The organism is Geobacter psychrophilus (assembly GCF_056821595.1).
In genome coordinates this window covers 4,331,164-4,348,083 of sequence record NZ_JBXDTU010000004.1, presented here as the reverse complement: position 1 = coordinate 4,348,083, position 16,920 = coordinate 4,331,164, and the positions used below count along the sequence as shown (strand labels likewise).

Genomic DNA, 16,920 nt, shown 5'->3' with positions numbered 1-16,920 from the left:
CACCGCGCAAGAAAAAACAGCCTGTTAAAAAAGCAAAAGCAACCCCGAAAACCCTTACGGCAACAGTCCAGCCTACCGGTGGTGATCGCTCTATAAAAAAGAAGAAAACAACACCTCCTGAAGAGGTTGCAGACGTTGAAGTTCCCATCCCGTTTGATCTGAGCGACAGTGAATGGTACCTGAACCGCGAGCTGACCTGGCTGGAATTCAACCAGCGCGTTCTGCACGAGGCTGAGGATGCCCGCACCCCGCTGCTGGAACGCCTGAAATTCATAGCCATTGTCAGTGCCAATCTGGACGAGTTTTTCATGAAGCGCATCGGTGGCCTTAAACAGCAGATCGGTGCCGGCTTGCGGGAACGTACCCTGGATGGACGAACCCCGCGCCAGCAGGTAACGGAATGCCATGCGGTCATTCGGGAGCTTGAGGTTCGCAAGGAGTTGCTGTACCGGTCGATTCTCGGGCTGCTGGAGGAAAAGAACATCCTGATCGAGTCGTACAGCGACATTACGGTCAAGGAAAAGAAGTATCTGCGTGAGTTTTACTATACGAATATCTTTCCGCTGCTGACCCCCCAGTCCATCGACCCGGCCCACCCGTTCCCGTTCATCTCCAACCTGTCACTCAACCTGCTGGTGGCGCTGCGTTATCCAAAGTCCCGCGCTGTTTCCCTGGCACGGGTCAAGGTGCCGGTCGGTCTGGGTACGCCCCGTCTGATCAGGGTAGGGAAGGGCGACCATTTCGTCCGTCTGGAAGATGTCATGATGAGCAATCTGGATATGCTCTTTCCGGGCATGGAGATTGTTTCCTGCGAACTGTTTCGTGTAACCCGCAATGCCAATACGGAAAAGGATGAGGAAGAGGCCGACGATCTGATGGCAATGATCGAGTCGGAACTGAAGGAGCGCAAGTTTGCACCGATCGTCCGTCTGGAGGTGATCGCGGGCATGTCGCCGCTGCACCGCGGACGCCTGGCGTCCGAACTGGAGCTGGATGAGGAAAATGATGTCTTCGAAGTCTCGGCCATGCTGGCCATGCGCGATCTGTTCGAATTGACCCGGCTCGATTACCCCCGTCTGCATGATCCGCCCCATCATCCTATTGACCACCCTCAACTGCAGTCACAGCGCAACATCTTCCACATTATTCGCGAAGTTGGTTCGATCCTGCTGCAGCACCCCTATGAATCGTTCTCCACCTCGGTCGAGCGCTTCCTGCGCGAGGCGGCGGTAGATCCCAAGGTGCGCGGCATCAAGATGACCCTTTACCGCACGTCGGCCCAGAGTCGCATCATTGATGCGCTGGTTCTGGCAGCACAGAACGGCAAGCAGGTCGCGGTGGTAGTGGAACTCAAGGCCCGCTTTGACGAGGCCACCAATATCAGGCTGGCGGAACGGATGGAGGAGTCCGGTATCCACGTCACCTACGGCGTGGTCGGATTGAAGACCCATTGCAAGGTGATCATGGTGGTCCGTCAGGATTATTCCGGGTTGCGCCGCTATGTCCATATCGGGACCGGCAATTATCACGCCGATACTGCCCGCATCTACAGTGACGTGGGATTGTTGACCTGCGACCAGACCATTGGACAGGATGTGACCGAGCTCTTCAACTATCTGACGACCGGTTTTATGGCCAAACGCAATTATCAGAAAATCTCTCCTGCGCCGCGCTTGCTGAAGAAGGTGCTTTTGTCCGGCATCGAACGCGAGATGGCCCAGCACGCCAAAAACGGTGGAGGTTTGATCCAGTTCAAGGTGAACGCACTCGAAGATGGCGATATTGTCAAGGCGCTCTACAAGGCTTCCATGGCAGGTGTGTCTGTTGACCTGGTTGTGCGCGATACCTGCCGCTTGCGGCCCGGTATTCCCGGCCTGTCCGAGAATATTCGAGTCATCAGTGTCGTCGGCCGTTTTCTGGAGCATGCCCGCATCTACTACTTCAGAAACAATGGTGCCGACGAGTACTTTATCGCCTCGGCCGATGCCATGAAGCGTAACCTTGAGGCCAGGGTGGAGGTGTTGTGTCCGGTAGAGCCGCCGGAGCTAAAAAAGGAACTGCGGGATATATTCGATACACATCTGTCCGACCACTGTTCCGCCTGGGATATGCAGCCGGACGGCTCATATCTGCAGCGGATCTCAAGCTCGGAATCAGCACCCTGCGGCAGCCATTTCCGGATGATCGAACGATCCGTAAAACGCCTGAAGGAGTCGCTCAAACAGAAGAAACGGGTTAAAACGAGATCTAAAGAATAGAGGTTTGAATAGAAACTGTCCCCGGGCTCTCACGGAGCAAACGGGGTGATCTCAGACGGCTGCCCTGGCAGCCGTTTTTTTTGTATACACGACCTTGGGTGTGATTTTAAAGATTAGCATTGCAATAAAACATTTTTTTACTATACTTGATATTAACGCTTTGTATTGTGAGCCATGACAAATAATTCACCGGTTACTCCAGCACAGAAGGGGGTTTCGCATGAGTAGGCAAAAGGTTGATGAAAAAAACAGCACTTTAGAACATGGTTTAGAATCGGGTGATTGCTCGATCGGTGAAATTCTCCGTCAGCGTGGTATTTCCCGGCGTGATTTCCTCAAATTCTGTTCAGCCGTGACTGCGGCTATGGCGCTGCCGGCTTCATTTGCCCCGCAAGTCGCCCAGGCGCTGGATGAGGTCAAACGGCCGACCCTGGTCTGGCTGGAGATGCAGAGCTGCACCGGCGATTCCGAGGCGCTGCTCCGCTCGGCCAATCCGACCGTGGCCGAGATCATCCTCGATATCCTGTCTGTTGATTATCACGAAACCATTATGGCCGCTGCCGGACACCAGGCTGAAGAGGCGCTGGACAAGACCATCGCCGCCTACAAGGGTAAGTACATCTGCGTCATCGAAGGCTCCATTCCGATGAAGGATGGCGGTGTCTACGGCAGTACCGGCGGCAAGTCGCACCTTGACCGGGCCCGCCAGGTCTGCGGGGGTGCTCTGGCCACCATCGCTGTTGGTACCTGTGCCTCCTACGGCGGCATTGCCGCAGCTGTTCCGAACCCGACCGGTGCGGTCGGCGTCAAGGAAGCAGTACCCGGTGCGACCGTCATCAACCTGCCCGGCTGCCCGGTCAATGCCGATAACCTGACCGCCACCATCGTCCATTATCTGGTGTTCGGCAAGATCCCGGCCTTGGACAGTCATGGCCGTCCGCTGTTTGCTTACGGCAAGCGCATCCACGACAACTGCGAGCGTCGTCCGCACTTCGATGCCGGTCAATATGTGGAACACTGGGGCGATGACGGGCATCGCAAGGGCTTCTGTCTCTACAAGATGGGCTGCAAAGGGCCGGCAACCTTCCACAACTGTCCGACCCAGCGCTACAACGAGAAGACCAGTTGGCCGATCGGATCGGGGCATCCCTGTGCCGGCTGTTCCGAACCGAATTTCTGGGATACCATGTCGCCCATGTACAAGCGTCTGCCGCATGTACCGGGCTTCGGCATCGAAGCAACCGCCGACAAGATCGGCGTGGGGCTGGTGGCCGGAGCGGCAGCTGCCTTTGCCGTCCACGGCGCCCTGAATGCCCTCAGGAAAGATAAAGAACCCAGCGACGACACCAAGGAGGGTTAGGATATGGCGAAGATAGTTGTTGACCCGATTACCAGGATTGAAGGACATCTGCGCATAGAGGCTGAAGTGAATAACGGTGTGATCACGGATGCCTGGAGTTCGGCCACCATGTTCCGCGGCATAGAAAAGATCCTTCGCGGCCGTGATCCGCGTGATGCCTGGTTCTGGACCCAGCGCTTCTGCGGTGTCTGTACCACCGTGCATTCGATCGCCTCTGTCCGGGCCGTTGAAAATGCCCTCAAGATCAAGATCCCCCCCAATGCCGAACTGATCCGCAACATTATCATCGGCATCCAGAACGTGCAGGATCACGTCATCCATTTTTATCATCTGCATGCCCTGGACTGGGTTGATATCACCTCCGGCCTCAAGGCCGACCCGGCGGCGACCTCCAAGCTGGCGGCATCACTTTCGGACTGGCCCAATAATTCGGCCACCTATTTCAAGGGAGTTCAGGACAAGCTCAAGTCGTTTGTCTCATCCGGTCGCCTGGGGCCCTTTGCCAATGCCTATTGGGGGCATCCGGCCTACAAGTTGCCGCCCGAGGCCAATCTGATGGCGACCGCCCATTATCTGGAGGCGCTGGAGTGGCAGAAGGATGTCATCAAGATCCACGCCATCCTGGGGAGCAAGAACCCCCATCCCCAATCCTTCCTGGTGGGCGGCATGTCGATCCCGATCGACCCCGATTCCCAGAATGCCCTGAATGCCGACAAGCTGATCGAGATCAAGCGGTTGCTGAAAAAGGCCCAGGACTTTGTCGAAAAGGTCTACATCCCCGATCTGCTGGCCGTGGCCTCCTTCTACAAGGATTGGGCGGGTATTGGCGGCGGTGTCGGCAATTACCTGTGTTACGGCGAGTTTCCCGATGCCAGCGGCAATCTCTGGTTTCCGGCCGGCGCCATAATGAACAAGGACCTGTCCAAGGTCATCAAGGTTGACCAGGGCAAGATCGCCGAATACGTGGATCATTCCTGGTTTGAGAATTCTGCCGGGCCGGGCAAGGGACTGCATCCCTATGACGGTGAGACCGAGGTGAGCTACACCGGGCCCAAGGCCCCCTATGATCATCTGGATACCAACGCCAAGTATTCGTTTGTCAAGACACCGCGCTATGATGAAAAGGCGATGGAGGTCGGACCTCTGGCACGCGTGCTGGTGGCCTATGCCTCCGGTCACAAGGAGACCAAAGCGGTGGTTGATCTGGTGCTGGGAAAACTGGGTGTCGGCGCGGAGGCGCTCTTTTCGACCCTCGGACGTACTGCTGCCCGTGGCGTTGACTGCCTGCTGGTTGCCCAGCAGACCCCCAAATTCCTGGATGAGCTGATCGGTAATATCTCCAAGGGCGATTATCGTATCCATGCGGGTGAGAAATGGGAGCCGTCCGAGTGGCCGGCAGAGGCTAGCGGGTATGGCATGCACGAAGCTCCGCGCGGGGCACTGGGGCACTGGATCAAGATCAAGGACCAGAAGATTCAGAATTACCAGGCGGTGGTGCCTTCGACCTGGAATGCATCACCACGAGATGCCAAGGGGATTCGCGGTCCCTACGAGGCTGCCCTGGTGGGGACCCCCATGGCGGACCCCAACAAGCCATTGGAGATATTGCGGACCATCCATTCCTTTGACCCTTGTCTGGCCTGTGCCGTCCATGTTGTGGATGCCACCGGCAATGAACTGGTCAAGGTAAAGGTTTCCTGAGGTAGGGAGCTTGAGAAAAAGGGGGCGGTTTATGAGTGAATCCTGCAAATTTAAACGCTATATCTGGGAACTTCCGGTCCGCTGGTGCCACTGGATTAACGTGGTCTCTATCATCACCCTGGCGGTTACCGGCTTTTTCATCGGCAAACCCTATTCCTTCGGCAGTTCGGCCTCCGACTTTACCATGGGCTGGATCAGGTTTGTCCATTTCACCGCTGCCTATCTTTTTACGGTAAGCCTGGTCTCACGTGTTCTGTGGTCGCTGATCGGCAATGAATATGCCGGATGGCGGGCGTTTTTTCCGTTCTTCACTGCTCAGGGCCGGGAAAAGATGGTCAGGATGTTTCGCTATTACCTGCTGATCGATAAGGAGGTGCCGGAAACAATCGGTCACAACCCCTTGGCTACAACCGCGTACACGGCCTTGTTTGCGATCTACATACTGATGATCCTGACCGGTTTTTCACTGTATGCCCAGCATGCACCGGCTGGACCGATGCATAAGGCGCTCGGGTTCATGTATGGAATGTTCAGTGACCAGGGCATGCGACTGGCCCACCATTTTAGTATGTATCTGATCTTCGGTTTCATTGTCAATCACATCTACAGTGCCTGGTTGATGGATATCAAGGAGCATGGCAGTGAAATCTCCAGCATGTTCAGCGGATACAAGTTCACGGTGCATAAAGAGAAGGAATAAATTACTTGGTTTGTGATATACAGATGGGCGCACAACGGCGTGCGCCCTTTTTTTATGCACTTCGGGAGGTGGCATGAGTTTTCAGGCTTCGACAGACGTAAAGGTACTTGTGCTCGGCATCGGTAACCTGGTAATGAGTGACGACGGGGTAGGGGTAAAGGTCGTTCAGAGGCTGCAGCGTGAGTACCGCTTTTCGAAGGATGTTGAGCTGCTGGATGGGGGCACGCTGGGACTTGATCTGCTCCCCAAGCTGGAGGGGATCGAGCGCCTGATCGTGGTTGATGCGGTCGAAACCGGGCAAAAGCCGGGCACGTGTGTCAGGTTGACCGGTCAGGAGTTGCCGATAGCCCTGGCAACAAAGGTGTCACCACACCAGATGGGACTTAAGGACCTGTTGTCCGTGGCCGAACTGATGGGGCATGCGCCCCGTGAAATGGTGCTGATCGGTGTGCAGCCGGGCAGTATCGAAATGGATACCGAACTGACGGCAGATGTTGAGCTAAGGGTTGAAGATCTGGTTCACATGGTGTTGAATGAACTGGCGTTATGGGGGGTCAGGCCGCTGCCGGTTTAACCAATTTTTTTTTCATTTCAAGCACATTTCCTCCATTAGACTTTTTGTACACCACCGAATCCATCAATGACCTGATAATGAAAATTCCGCGCCCCTGTTCATTAAGCGGATCCGGGCAGACCGTGCTCGGCAACAGGTTCAGATCAAACCCCACGCCGCTATCATAGACCCGGATCAGAAGCTCTGTATCAGAAACGCTGATACGGATGTGCAGCTCCTTGTTGGGATCGGCGGTATTGGCATGTTTGATGGCATTTACCAGGGCCTCGGTCAGCACGATATTAATGTGATGACCGAGCTTTTCGCGGTCGTCCGGTCCCCCGCCCAGCTCATGAGCCATGTTTTCGCCGATCCTGCCGACCAGGCCCAGGTAGCGGGTCTGATTGGGGACCGTTATCTCGATGTCAATATGCTTTCTCATTTGCACCTCGCATACGGGAACTCAGCTGCTCAGTAGCTTTCCAAAGCCTCGTCTACGGTTTGATAGATGTCAAATACCCGATGCAAACGTGTCAGTTCGAACATGGATTTGACCTGGGCCTGCAAGTTGCTCAATTTGATGCTTCCCTGGCGGGTAGAGGCGTTTTTAAATCCGGACACCAATACACCCAGGCCGGAGCTGTCGACGAAACGCACCTCCTTGAGATCGACCACCAGGTTTTTTGTGCCGTTTTCAAACAATCGGTTCATCTCGACTTTGAGTTCATCGGAGTTATGGGCATCGAGCCGTTCCTCCCGAACAAAAATAACCATTACCTCTGCATGTGCCTCTGTTTTCAGATTCATTGTGTACCATCCTTTCTGGTTATAAAATTTTGAGCACGACAATAGATATGTCGTCCTGCAGGGTTGTTGATCCGGTAAATTCGGTTACTGTCCTGTAGAATGAATCAATTATATCATTTACCGGTAAATGAGAGATACTCCCCAGATGACTGCAGACCCGCCAGTTCTGGAACATCTCTCCTTCAGAATTTGTCGCCTCCGTCAGTCCGTCGGTGTAAAAGAACAATACATCCCCTTTTTGCAGCTCAATGGTACGCTCTTCGAATACAACCGATGGCTTGACCCCGATGATCAGGCCTTCTGCATCCAGCTCAATACAGGCCGAGAGCCCCTTCCGACAGATCATGGGATGGTTGTGTCCGGCATTGGCGAAGGAGAGCCGTCCGGTGGCCGAACTGTATTTGGCGAAAAACATGGTGATGAACAATTCGGCGCGGGTCAGGTCGTCATAAAGTTGCGAGTTGAGATTCTGCAGGATGGAACTGGCATTGTGTGATGAATTGACCTGCGCCCGAACCAGCGTGCGTACCTCCGTCATGATCAGGGCGGCGCCGACACTGTGACCGGAAACATCGGCGATTAGCATGTCGACCGTATGTTCATCCCGCCGGAAAAAGTCGTAGTAGTCTCCACCTACATGCGCTGCCGAGATGCAGCGTCCTCCAATCTCGATTCCTGCCAGTTCCGGTGGCGATGCGGGCAGCAGCGACATCTGGATCTGCTGGGCGATTTCCATGTCACGCACAACCCGGGCGTTCTTCAGCAGCGCCTGCTCCTTTTGTTTGCGCTCGTGATCCCTGGCCTCGATTTCATGAACGATTGTGACAGCCTGGGCAAGCTGGCCGGTCAGGCTTGCAAGCAGGCTGATAAACTCTTCGGTGAACAATCCGCTGATGGATTTTGAAAAAACCGACATGATACCGAGCGCCGGCTCACCTTCTCGGAAAATCGGTATATGGGCGCAGGCGACAATGCCTTCGGCAACGGTCTTTTCCAGGGATTTCACTGGTGAGACCAGCCTGGTGTCGTTGATGAAATAGGCCTTGCGGTCACCCAGGGTCTTTTCGCAATTGTCCCTGCTCTCCATGAACCAGTGCAGGTCGTTGATCGGACGGCGATTACTCCCCTGGTAGCTTCTGACGCTGCAGTGCTGATCCTCTGAAACGAGCTGGATTATGGCGACGTCCAGCTTGAATTCCTTGAGCAGCAGGACCAGCAGGTCGTCCATGATGATCTGCAGGTCGAGCGTCCTGTTGATGATCTCGGATGCCTTCAAGCGAACATACAATGATTCGCGACTCTGGTCGAGGGAGGTGCGTACGGTGCTGAAGATATCATAGACCGATTCCATCCGCGAACCCATGTCTGACAGAAAGCTGTCCACAATGGCTCCGGCTGCCGCAGCACCAACGGACCCGGCCAGGCTCTTTTCTGTAAAGCGCTTGAGGTTGGGTAGCTCGAATTCGGAAACATTGCCGTCGGCATCCAGATCACGTCCACCATGATAGGTTGTTATGGCGCGCTGGGCGTCGTCTTCGCCGATGAACTTTGACATCAGGGTGACAAACTGGGAAATGGTGACCGGTTTGGAGAGCCGTTTCGTCTCGGCCTGGCGATGCTGGCGACGCTCGATTTCGAATACGCCGATGAATTTACGGACCTGGTCACGCTCGCGGTCATCCTGATGCAGCAGAATTGAGCAGATGATGTAGCCGCTGATGTTGAAGAGCATGCTCCAGAACAATGAATGGGACCACAGGTCCATGCCGGTCATGCCGAATAAGGCTGTTGGCTTGAGAAGCCCCACCCCGAAGGGACCGGAACCGAGCAGCTCTTTTGAGATCCAGCCCGAGTGGCTGAATGACGGGATCAGCAGGGTATAGAACCAGGTCAGGAACCCGAAGAGAATACCGGCAATTGCACCGGTTCTGTTGCCGCGCCGCCAGTAAAGGGCTCCCAGCATGGCCGGCAGAAACTGGGCGGCAGCGGAAAAGGAGATCAGACCCATATTGACCAGCATGAAGGAATCGCCCACGATGCGGTAATAGAAGTAGCCCAGAAAGATCACCAGGAAGATCCCGATCCGTTTGAGATTTATCAGCAGCAGCGGGAACCATGCTTGGGGAGTGAAGCGGACGATAACCGGCATGAAGATGTGGTTGAGCAGCATGGTGGATATTGCTACCGATTCTACGATGACCATGCCGGCAGCGGCAGAGAGGCCTCCCAGAAAGGCCAGCATGGCAATACCGGAGTGGCCGGTGGAGAGCGGGACACTGATGACGAAAAAGTCGGCACCAGTGCTGCTGCCGGTCGAGAGAATTCCCCCAAGAGCTATCGGCATGACGAAGATGTTGATCAGAAACAGGTAGATCGGAAACATCCACATGGCTTTGGTGATGTGGCGTTCATCGGAGTTTTCAATCACCATGACGTGAAACTGTCGCGGCAGCAGCATGATGGCGCCCATGGACAGAAACAGCATGGTAAAGGATGGTATCGATTCAGGATTGCCGTTTGTTGATCCGAGTGTGAACAGTTGGGCGAAGCGCTCCGGGTAGGCGGTCTGGAAGCGGGTGAAGATATCGCTGAAGCCGTCGAAAAGCTCATAGGTGACGAAAATTCCCACACCCAGCAGGCTGACGAGTTTAACCAGCGATTCAAAGGCCACTGCGGCAACCAGGCCTTCATGCCGTTCTGAGGACACCAGGTGCCGTGCACCGAACATCACGCTGAAGATTGACAGGATCAGGGCCAGTATAAGCCCGATGGGAACAGTCAGTTCAGTGTCACCGTGCGGTATGCGGAAACTGTCGCCCTGAAAACCGCTGATCAGGTAGAAACTGGTTGAAACCGCCTTAATCTGCAAGGCGATGTAGGGCATGATGCCGAGTATGGCAATCAGGGTCACCAGGGCTCCCAGCCAGAGGGACTTTCCATAGCGCAGGCTGATGAAGTCGGCGATGGAGGTAATGTTATGTTCCTTGCTGATCTGGATGATGCGACGTAGCAGGAAAAACCAGGAAAAGGCGGTCAGTGAGGGACCCAGGTATATCATCAGGAAATCTATACCGGTAGTGGCTGCCTTGCCGACACTGCCGTAAAAGGTCCAGGAGGTACAGTAGACCGCGATCGAGAGGGTGTAAACATAGGGATTCCCGACAATGCTGCGTCCTGTCGATTTGCGGTGATGGGCATACCAGGCGATCAGGAAGATCAACAGGGTATATAGTAGTGATATGAGCGCCGCTGAGGCGAAGCCGCTCTTCACGGCTCTTTCGCACCGTGCTGCTCATCAGAATTTTGCCGTATGGACAGGGTAAACAGGTAGATGACAAAGATCGAGATCGCCCAGCCGCCGGTAAAGTACAGAAACAGGAGAGGAAAACCGAACAGGGGGTCGGATTTGTTGAAGATATGCAGAAAAGGAAAGTTCATCATGATAATGCCCAGGATGAAAAAAATAAACCAGGATTCCCGCAATTGCAGTCGATGCAGGATTCTATGACGGATGCGCTTCAGCATGGCAGCAACCTGATGTAGATTTCGTTCGTCTGATTGATCGGATCATCTGTCCCGCAAAGTGTGATAATGGTCCCTTCAGACATATCCGGGGGCTCGAATCCCGCGGATTGACTCGTAAGCAGTTCCAGGCGTCCGTCAGAAACAGAAATGCCGTTTGCCTCACGATCCAGAAGCCGCCGTTTGCTCTCGGCATCACCACAGGTAACATGCAGGATGATGAGCGGGACCGCATGACGGTCCGCCAGGGCGGAAAAAGCGGCGCGCTGATCTTTGCGGGTAAAGCTTGCGTCGATCACTACCGAACCGCCTTCTGTCAGACGCTGCTCTGCTCTGCGGAGCAGTTCGGCGTAAGTGGCATCGTGTGACTGCTGATCGTAGAGCCCCTCGTTGAAGCTTTCCCTGACCTGCTTTTCAAGCGGGAGACCTGCCAACTGTTTCCGGACGACATCGGAATTGTATGATGGGAGCCCCAACTCAAAGGCCAGTTGTGCTGTCAGGGTGCTTTTGCCACTTCCCATCAATCCGCAGGTGATAAACAGTGCGGGTTTCAGGTTGCGGCGTTCTATATATCCCCGAACCAGCCTGAAATACCTGACGGCTTTATTTCTGGCAAGCGTTTGTTCGTCCTGACTAAGGCCGTTGTCATTCAAACGGAAACTTTCGACCTTGCCGCGCACAAACGCCCGGTAAATCTTGTAGAAATCGATCAGGGCCACTGCGCCGGAATCACCGGAAACCGACACGTATTCTTCGATCACATCATCGGACAGGTCGTGACGGCCGTGGTAATCCAGATCCATCAGCAGGAATGCAATGTCAGCTGCTGTGTCACTGCAGCGGAAGCGATCGTTGAACTCGATACAGTCGAAAATGTGGATTGCGCCGTTGTCCAGGCAGATGTTTTCCAGGTGGATGTCACCGTCACATTCGCGAATAAAGCCGTCATCTACCCGCTGTTGGAAGAGACTCTCATGCTCTGCGGCAAATGCTGACACCCAGGACCGGATGGTTTCTCGTTCATGAGCCGGCAGGGTGGTGTCTTCAAAAGCGACCGTCTGATCAAAATTTTCCTGCCAGTTGTACATGATCCGTTCCAGGCGGCCATGTTCTGCAATTGTTTCAGACGTCAGGGCTGTGCGGTGAAACTCTGCGATGGTGCGGGAAACCTCCCGCATTGTTTCTGCAGTGATGTCTCTGGATTCAACAAGTTTGTCAAGCATCCGGTCTGACGGAAGGCGCCGCATCTTTACAGCGTAATCGAGGATTGCCCCATTGCCGTGAAAAGCGGCCCCGTGCGGAGACTCGCGCAGTTCCACAACCCCTTCATAGATATCGGGGCAGAGGCGGCGGTTGAGGCGGACCTCTTCGTTGCAGTAAAAACGGCGACGGTCGATCGTCGAGAAATTAAGAAAGCCGAAATCCACCGGCTTCTTGATTTTATAGGCATGCCGATCGGTTAAAAAAATATAGGAAACATGCGTTTGAATCAGTTCTATACCGGTTACCTCCTCAGGGTAGGCGTCCGGTTTCAGTAATGATTTAAGTATGCTTCGTATCATGGCGCGCCCTCGTTGTAATTTTAATAATACCATCAAAGCAGTCTGTCCGCAAGGTCGCGAACAGCTATGATATTCGTTTGACGCAGAAGCCGTTTGTATGCTAAATTTCAAAACATTTTCCTTCTATCGAGCCTACCAATGCCTGTTATTTCATTACTATTGCTACTTGTCGCAGTGATATCATCGTGCGCTACCGTGCCGTCGGTCTCACCAGAAGCCTCTCTCTCAACAACGCCGGCCCATGATGGCAAAACGCGTTCGATGTATCTTTATTCCCGTGCCCGGCTTTCAGTGCTGGATGGGGATTATCCGGCGGCACTGAACACCCTGCGTGATGCCATTGCGCTTGACCCGACCTCGGCATTTCTGCATTCGTCCATGGCGGAAATTAAATTGAAGATCGGTCAGTCATCTGAAGCCTTGGAATATATATCCAAGGCCATCAAGCTTGATCCAGCCTACCGCCCTCCATATCTCATGGCCGGTTCTGTTCTGGCTTCTGCCGGCAAGGATTCGGAAGCGGCTGTGTATCTGCGCAAGGCGATACAGCTTGATCCATCCAGGGAAGATGCCTATTTGCAGCTGGCCATCTCATTGACACGCCTGTTTGAATATGAAGAGGCGGTCAGCACGCTCAAGGCACTAATAAAAGTCAATGATGATTCGGTTCTGGGGTATTACTATCTTGGAAAAACCTACGGCCAGATGAAGCTTTACCGTGATGCCGTCGGTTATTTTACCAAGACCCTCGAACTGAGGCCTGATTTTGATCAGGCCGCCATTGATATTGCTGCTGCGTATGAAGCGATGGGAGATTATTCCAAGGCCATCGAGACCTATGAAGGTTTGGTCGGTGGAGATGGCGATGCTGCAGCTGTTCTGCAGAGACTGATCCAGCTTCTGATCCAGCAGCGCCGATTCACTGATGCCCTCGAATATCTTGATCTTGCGGTCGAATCCGGTTATGGCGGTCAGGAAACCATGCGCAAGATCGGCCTGATCCATATGGAGCTCGAACAGTTCGATGAAGCCATCAGGATTTTCAACACCATGCTTGAAAAGGATCCGGAGGCCCATCTGATCCGTTTCTATCTCGGCATGGCGTATGAAGAAAAAGGGGATCTTGAAACCGCATATATCGAATTCAAGAAAATACCCCGTGATTCCGGTCCCTATATCGATGTAATCGGTCATATCGCCTTTATTCTGAAGTCACAGGGCAAACCGGTTCAGGCCGTTGAGGTACTCAAGTCTGCCATTACGGATAACCCCCATCAGCTTGAGCTTTACATGAATCTGTCATCTTTGTTCGAATCGCTGGATAAGCCCGATGAAGGCCTGGCGCTGTTGTTCGATGCGGAAAAACAGTTCGAAGCAGATCCACGCCTTCAGTTCCGCATTGGCGTGTTGTATGACAAAATGGGCAAACGTGCAGAATCCATTGAGCGGATGAAAAAGGTCATCAGCCTTAACCCCAAGGATGCCCAGGCGCTTAACTTTCTGGGGTACACCTATGCTGAGATGGGCATAAACCTGGAAGAGGCTCTCACGTATCTCAAAAAGGCGGTGGAAATTCGTCCCAATGACGGATTTATCCTGGACAGCCTTGGCTGGGTATACTTCAAATTAAAGAAATACGATGAAGCCGCCAAAAATCTGGAAGAGGCGGTGACCCTGGTGGGGGACGACTCGACGATTGTCGAACACCTCGGTGATGTCTATGCTGCCCGGAAAGAACATAAAAAGGCGCTCAAAACCTACAAAAAGGCACTGGAGATCGATCCGGAGCGCAAGGAATTGCAGGACAAGGTCCGACGGTTCAAAGGGGAGCCTGTCGAACGATGAGGATGTCCTGGTGGGGGAGGGGGCTGATCTTCCTCGGCGCGTTATGCGCACTGACTGCGTGTTCTCCGCCTGATCAGAAAAACACACCTGCGCCGGCCGCCGGTTTCTCAACACCGGTTTCAGGTGATGCCATTGTGGAAGGCACTATTGGCGAGGCTTCCACCTTGATTCCGGTACTGGCCACCGATTCCGCCTCCCATGCCGTGGCAGGTCAGATATACAACGGACTGATCAAATACGACAAGAACCTGGTCATCGTCGGTGATCTGGCCGAGTCGTTCGAAGTCTCTCCCGATGGCTTGACGATCACCTTTCACCTGCGTCATGGTGTGAAATGGCATGACGGCGCCCCTTTCACCTCCCGCGATGTGCTCTATACCTACCGCGTCATCATTGACCCCAAAACTCCCACCGCCTACGCCGAGGATTTCAAACAGGTAAAAACCATAACCGCACCCGATGACCATACGATCAGGGTCACTTACGCTGCGCCCTTTGCGCCAGCCCTGGCCTCGTGGGGAACCAACATCCTGCCGGCCCATCTGCTGGAGGGGAAGGACATTACTAAAAGCCCCCTGGCCCGTCAGCCGGTCGGCACCGGACCGTATGTTTTCAAGGAGTGGATCGCCGGCCAAAAGATTGTACTTGAGGCCAATCCCGCCTATTTCGAGGGCCGCCCCTATATCGACCGCTATATCTACCGCATCATCCCCGATACCTCCACCATGTACATGGAGATGAAGGCTGGAGCCATAGACCTGATGAGCCTGACACCGGTGCAGTATGCCCGTCAGACGACCTCCCGACAGTTCACCTCCCGCTTCAACAAGTTCCGTTATCCCTCCTCCGGTTACCTGTATATGGGCTACAACCTGCGCCACCCGCTCTTCAAGGACAAACGCATCCGCCAGGCCATGACCGCGGCCATCAACAAGGAAGAGCTGATCCATGGCGTACTTTTCGGCATGGGACAGAAGGCCCACGGACCGATTGTGCCGGGCAGATGGGCCTATAACCCTGGTGTCAAGGATATTCCCTACGATCCGCGACATGCTGCCGATCTGCTGGCCCAGGCCGGCTGGCGGGAAAAGAACAGCGACGGGATCCTGGTCAAGGATGGCAAGCCTTTTCAATTCACGATCCTGACCAACCAGGGCAATCAGCAGCGCCTGTTGTCGGCCCAGATCATCCAGCAGCGGCTGGGGTTCATTGGCATCGATGTCAAGATCCGCATCGTGGAGTGGGCCACCTTCCTCAAGGAGTATATCGACAAGGGGAATTTCGAAGTCGTCATGCTGGCCTGGAATATCTCGCAGGACCCGGATATGTACGATGTCTGGCATTCCAGCAAGACCAACCCGGGGGAGCTCAACTTCATCGGCTTCAAGAACGCCGAGGTAGACCGTCTGCTGGTGGAGGGGCGCAGCACCTTTGATATTGAAAAACGCAAAAAGGCCTACTTCCGCATCCAGGAGATCCTGGCCGATGAGCAGCCCTATACCTTTCTGTATGTCCCCGATGCCCTGCCGGTGGTCAGTGCCCGCATTCGCGGGGTAGAGCCGGCCCCGGCCGGCATCGGCCACAACCAGATCAAATGGTATGTGCCCAAGAACGAGCAGGTATACTGATATGGCCAACTACATCCTCAAGCGCATCCTGATGCTGATCCCGCTGATGTTCGGCATCACCCTGATCACCTTCACGGTCATCCACCTGGCTCCGGGTGAGCCGGTGGAGATGCAGATGGCCATGAATCCCAAGGTCGGCAAGGACGCCCGCGAGCGTATGCGCAAGTTCTACGGTCTGGACAAACCATTGCACGAACAGTATGTTACCTGGGTCGTCAGGCTGGCCCGACTCGATTTGGGGACGTCCTTCTCATCGGATAACCGACCGGTGAAGGACAAGATCAAGGAACGCCTGCCGGTCACGCTGTCTCTGAACCTGATCGCCCTGCTGCTGGAATTCGGCCTGGCCATCCCGATCGGGATCATGGCCGCCACCCACCGCGATACCTGGCTGGACAAGGGCATCACCGTGTTTGTGTTCATCGGTTTTGCCGTGCCGACCTTCTGGCTGGCCCTGCTGCTGATGTACTTCTTCGGCGTCAAACTCAACTGGCTCCCCATTTCGGGTCTGCATACCCTGGGAAGTGACGGTTTCGGCACGCTGCGCTATCTGTGGGATATGGCCAAGCACCTGATTATGCCGGTCATGGTGGCCTCCTTCGGCAGCCTGGCGGGCCTGTCACGCTACATGCGCTCCACCATGCTGAATGTCATCGGTCAGGATTACATCACCACAGCCCGCGCCAAGGGGCTGTCCGAGCGGACCGTGATCTATAAGCATGCCCTGCGCAACGCCCTGCTGCCTCTGATCACCCTGCTCGGCTTTTCAATCCCCGGCCTGATCGGCGGCAGTGTCATTTTCGAGACAATCTTCGCCATTCCCGGCATGGGGCAGCTGTTTTATCAGGGGGCCATGTCCCGTGATTACCCCGTGGTCATGGGCATCCTGGTGATCGGCGCCTTCCTGACCCTGATCGGAAACCTGGTGGCGGATGTCTGCTACGCCCTGGCCGATCCGCGTATCCGGCAGGGAGGGGGGTGACC

The 16,920-nt window shown here is 54.6% G+C and carries 13 protein-coding genes; 8 read left to right on the top strand and 5 right to left on the bottom strand.

Features of this window, described 5'->3' with window-relative positions:
* The first annotated feature begins 146 nt into the window (after positions 1–146).
* The 5 genes from ppk1 (at position 147) to ACOCF6_RS22755 (ending at position 6,593) form a co-directional block, all read left to right on the top strand.
* Positions 147–2,258 carry a polyphosphate kinase 1 gene (gene ppk1, locus ACOCF6_RS22775; protein WP_482463426.1) on the top strand — a complete coding sequence of 704 codons (2,112 nt, stop codon included), beginning with the start codon at positions 147–149 and terminating at the stop codon, positions 2,256–2,258.
* A gap of 220 nt (positions 2,259–2,478) precedes the next feature.
* Entirely contained in the window at positions 2,479–3,618 is a 1,140-nt protein-coding gene (locus ACOCF6_RS22770; RefSeq protein WP_482462626.1) for a hydrogenase small subunit, read from the top strand.
* A 3-nt stretch (positions 3,619–3,621) separates the two neighbouring features.
* Positions 3,622–5,319 carry a nickel-dependent hydrogenase large subunit gene (locus ACOCF6_RS22765; protein WP_482462625.1) on the top strand — a complete coding sequence of 566 codons (1,698 nt, stop codon included), beginning with the start codon at positions 3,622–3,624 and terminating at the stop codon, positions 5,317–5,319.
* Between the two features lie 31 nt (positions 5,320–5,350).
* Complete coding sequence (gene cybH, locus ACOCF6_RS22760) at positions 5,351–6,019, top strand: Ni/Fe-hydrogenase, b-type cytochrome subunit (RefSeq protein WP_482462624.1); 669 nt, start codon at positions 5,351–5,353, stop codon at positions 6,017–6,019.
* A 73-nt stretch (positions 6,020–6,092) separates the two neighbouring features.
* A complete protein-coding gene (locus tag ACOCF6_RS22755; protein WP_482462623.1) occupies positions 6,093–6,593 on the top strand; it encodes a HyaD/HybD family hydrogenase maturation endopeptidase in 501 nt (166 codons plus the stop codon).
* Here the strand turns inward: ACOCF6_RS22755 and ACOCF6_RS22750 are convergent.
* The 5 genes from ACOCF6_RS22750 to ACOCF6_RS22730 are packed head-to-tail and all read right to left on the bottom strand — an operon-like array spanning position 6,574 to position 12,463.
* A complete protein-coding gene (locus ACOCF6_RS22750) occupies positions 6,574–7,014 on the bottom strand; it encodes an ATP-binding protein (protein WP_482462622.1) in 441 nt (146 codons plus the stop codon). The two genes, ACOCF6_RS22755 and ACOCF6_RS22750, sit on opposite strands and share 20 nt — an antisense overlap.
* Positions 7,015–7,043: 29 nt before the next feature.
* Positions 7,044–7,379, bottom strand: a complete 336-nt coding sequence (locus ACOCF6_RS22745) for an STAS domain-containing protein (RefSeq protein ID WP_482462620.1) — start codon at positions 7,377–7,379, stop codon at positions 7,044–7,046.
* Positions 7,380–7,398: 19 nt separating this feature from the next.
* Positions 7,399–10,650, bottom strand: a complete 3,252-nt coding sequence (locus ACOCF6_RS22740; protein ID WP_482462618.1) for a SpoIIE family protein phosphatase — start codon at positions 10,648–10,650, stop codon at positions 7,399–7,401.
* Positions 10,647–10,904: a hypothetical protein gene (locus tag ACOCF6_RS22735; protein ID WP_482462616.1), complete on the bottom strand. Its 258-nt coding sequence runs from the start codon at positions 10,902–10,904 to the stop codon at positions 10,647–10,649. Before ACOCF6_RS22735 ends, ACOCF6_RS22740 begins: the two co-directional genes overlap by 4 nt.
* Positions 10,898–12,463, bottom strand: coding sequence for a bifunctional aminoglycoside phosphotransferase/ATP-binding protein (locus tag ACOCF6_RS22730; RefSeq protein WP_482462614.1), 1,566 nt, complete (start codon positions 12,461–12,463; stop codon positions 10,898–10,900). The genes ACOCF6_RS22735 and ACOCF6_RS22730 overlap by 7 nt, the downstream gene beginning before the upstream one ends.
* Positions 12,464–12,601: 138 nt before the next feature.
* Here ACOCF6_RS22730 and ACOCF6_RS22725 point away from each other — a divergent pair, with 138 nt between their 5' ends.
* Genes ACOCF6_RS22725 through ACOCF6_RS22715 form a run of 3 tightly spaced genes read left to right on the top strand, consistent with a single transcriptional unit; the run spans position 12,602 to position 16,918 of the window.
* Positions 12,602–14,308 carry a tetratricopeptide repeat protein gene (locus ACOCF6_RS22725; RefSeq protein WP_482462612.1) on the top strand — a complete coding sequence of 569 codons (1,707 nt, stop codon included), beginning with the start codon at positions 12,602–12,604 and terminating at the stop codon, positions 14,306–14,308.
* Positions 14,305–15,936, top strand: coding sequence for a peptide-binding protein (locus tag ACOCF6_RS22720; protein WP_482462610.1), 1,632 nt, complete (start codon positions 14,305–14,307; stop codon positions 15,934–15,936). The genes ACOCF6_RS22725 and ACOCF6_RS22720 overlap by 4 nt, the downstream gene beginning before the upstream one ends.
* Position 15,937: 1 nt before the next feature.
* A complete protein-coding gene (locus ACOCF6_RS22715) occupies positions 15,938–16,918 on the top strand; it encodes an ABC transporter permease (protein ID WP_482462608.1) in 981 nt (326 codons plus the stop codon).
* The last annotated feature ends 2 nt before the right edge of the window (positions 16,919–16,920 follow it).

What these genes read in the sequence shown, in the direction of transcription:
- ACOCF6_RS22770 (WP_482462626.1), top strand. Translation starts at nt 2,479, where the DNA reads ATGAGTAGGCAAAAGGTTGATGAAAAAAACAGCACTTTAGAACATGGT.
- ACOCF6_RS22765 (WP_482462625.1), top strand. Translation starts at nt 3,622, where the DNA reads ATGGCGAAGATAGTTGTTGACCCGATTACCAGGATTGAAGGACATCTG.
- cybH (WP_482462624.1), top strand. Translation starts at nt 5,351, where the DNA reads ATGAGTGAATCCTGCAAATTTAAACGCTATATCTGGGAACTTCCGGTC.
- ACOCF6_RS22755 (WP_482462623.1), top strand. Translation starts at nt 6,093, where the DNA reads ATGAGTTTTCAGGCTTCGACAGACGTAAAGGTACTTGTGCTCGGCATC.
- ACOCF6_RS22750 (WP_482462622.1), bottom strand. Translation starts at nt 7,014, where the DNA reads ATGAGAAAGCATATTGACATCGAGATAACGGTCCCCAATCAGACCCGC.
- ACOCF6_RS22745 (WP_482462620.1), bottom strand. Translation starts at nt 7,379, where the DNA reads ATGAATCTGAAAACAGAGGCACATGCAGAGGTAATGGTTATTTTTGTT.
- ACOCF6_RS22735 (WP_482462616.1), bottom strand. Translation starts at nt 10,904, where the DNA reads ATGCTGAAGCGCATCCGTCATAGAATCCTGCATCGACTGCAATTGCGG.
- ACOCF6_RS22730 (WP_482462614.1), bottom strand. Translation starts at nt 12,463, where the DNA reads ATGATACGAAGCATACTTAAATCATTACTGAAACCGGACGCCTACCCT.
- ACOCF6_RS22725 (WP_482462612.1), top strand. Translation starts at nt 12,602, where the DNA reads ATGCCTGTTATTTCATTACTATTGCTACTTGTCGCAGTGATATCATCG.
- ACOCF6_RS22720 (WP_482462610.1), top strand. Translation starts at nt 14,305, where the DNA reads ATGAGGATGTCCTGGTGGGGGAGGGGGCTGATCTTCCTCGGCGCGTTA.
- ACOCF6_RS22715 (WP_482462608.1), top strand. Translation starts at nt 15,938, where the DNA reads ATGGCCAACTACATCCTCAAGCGCATCCTGATGCTGATCCCGCTGATG.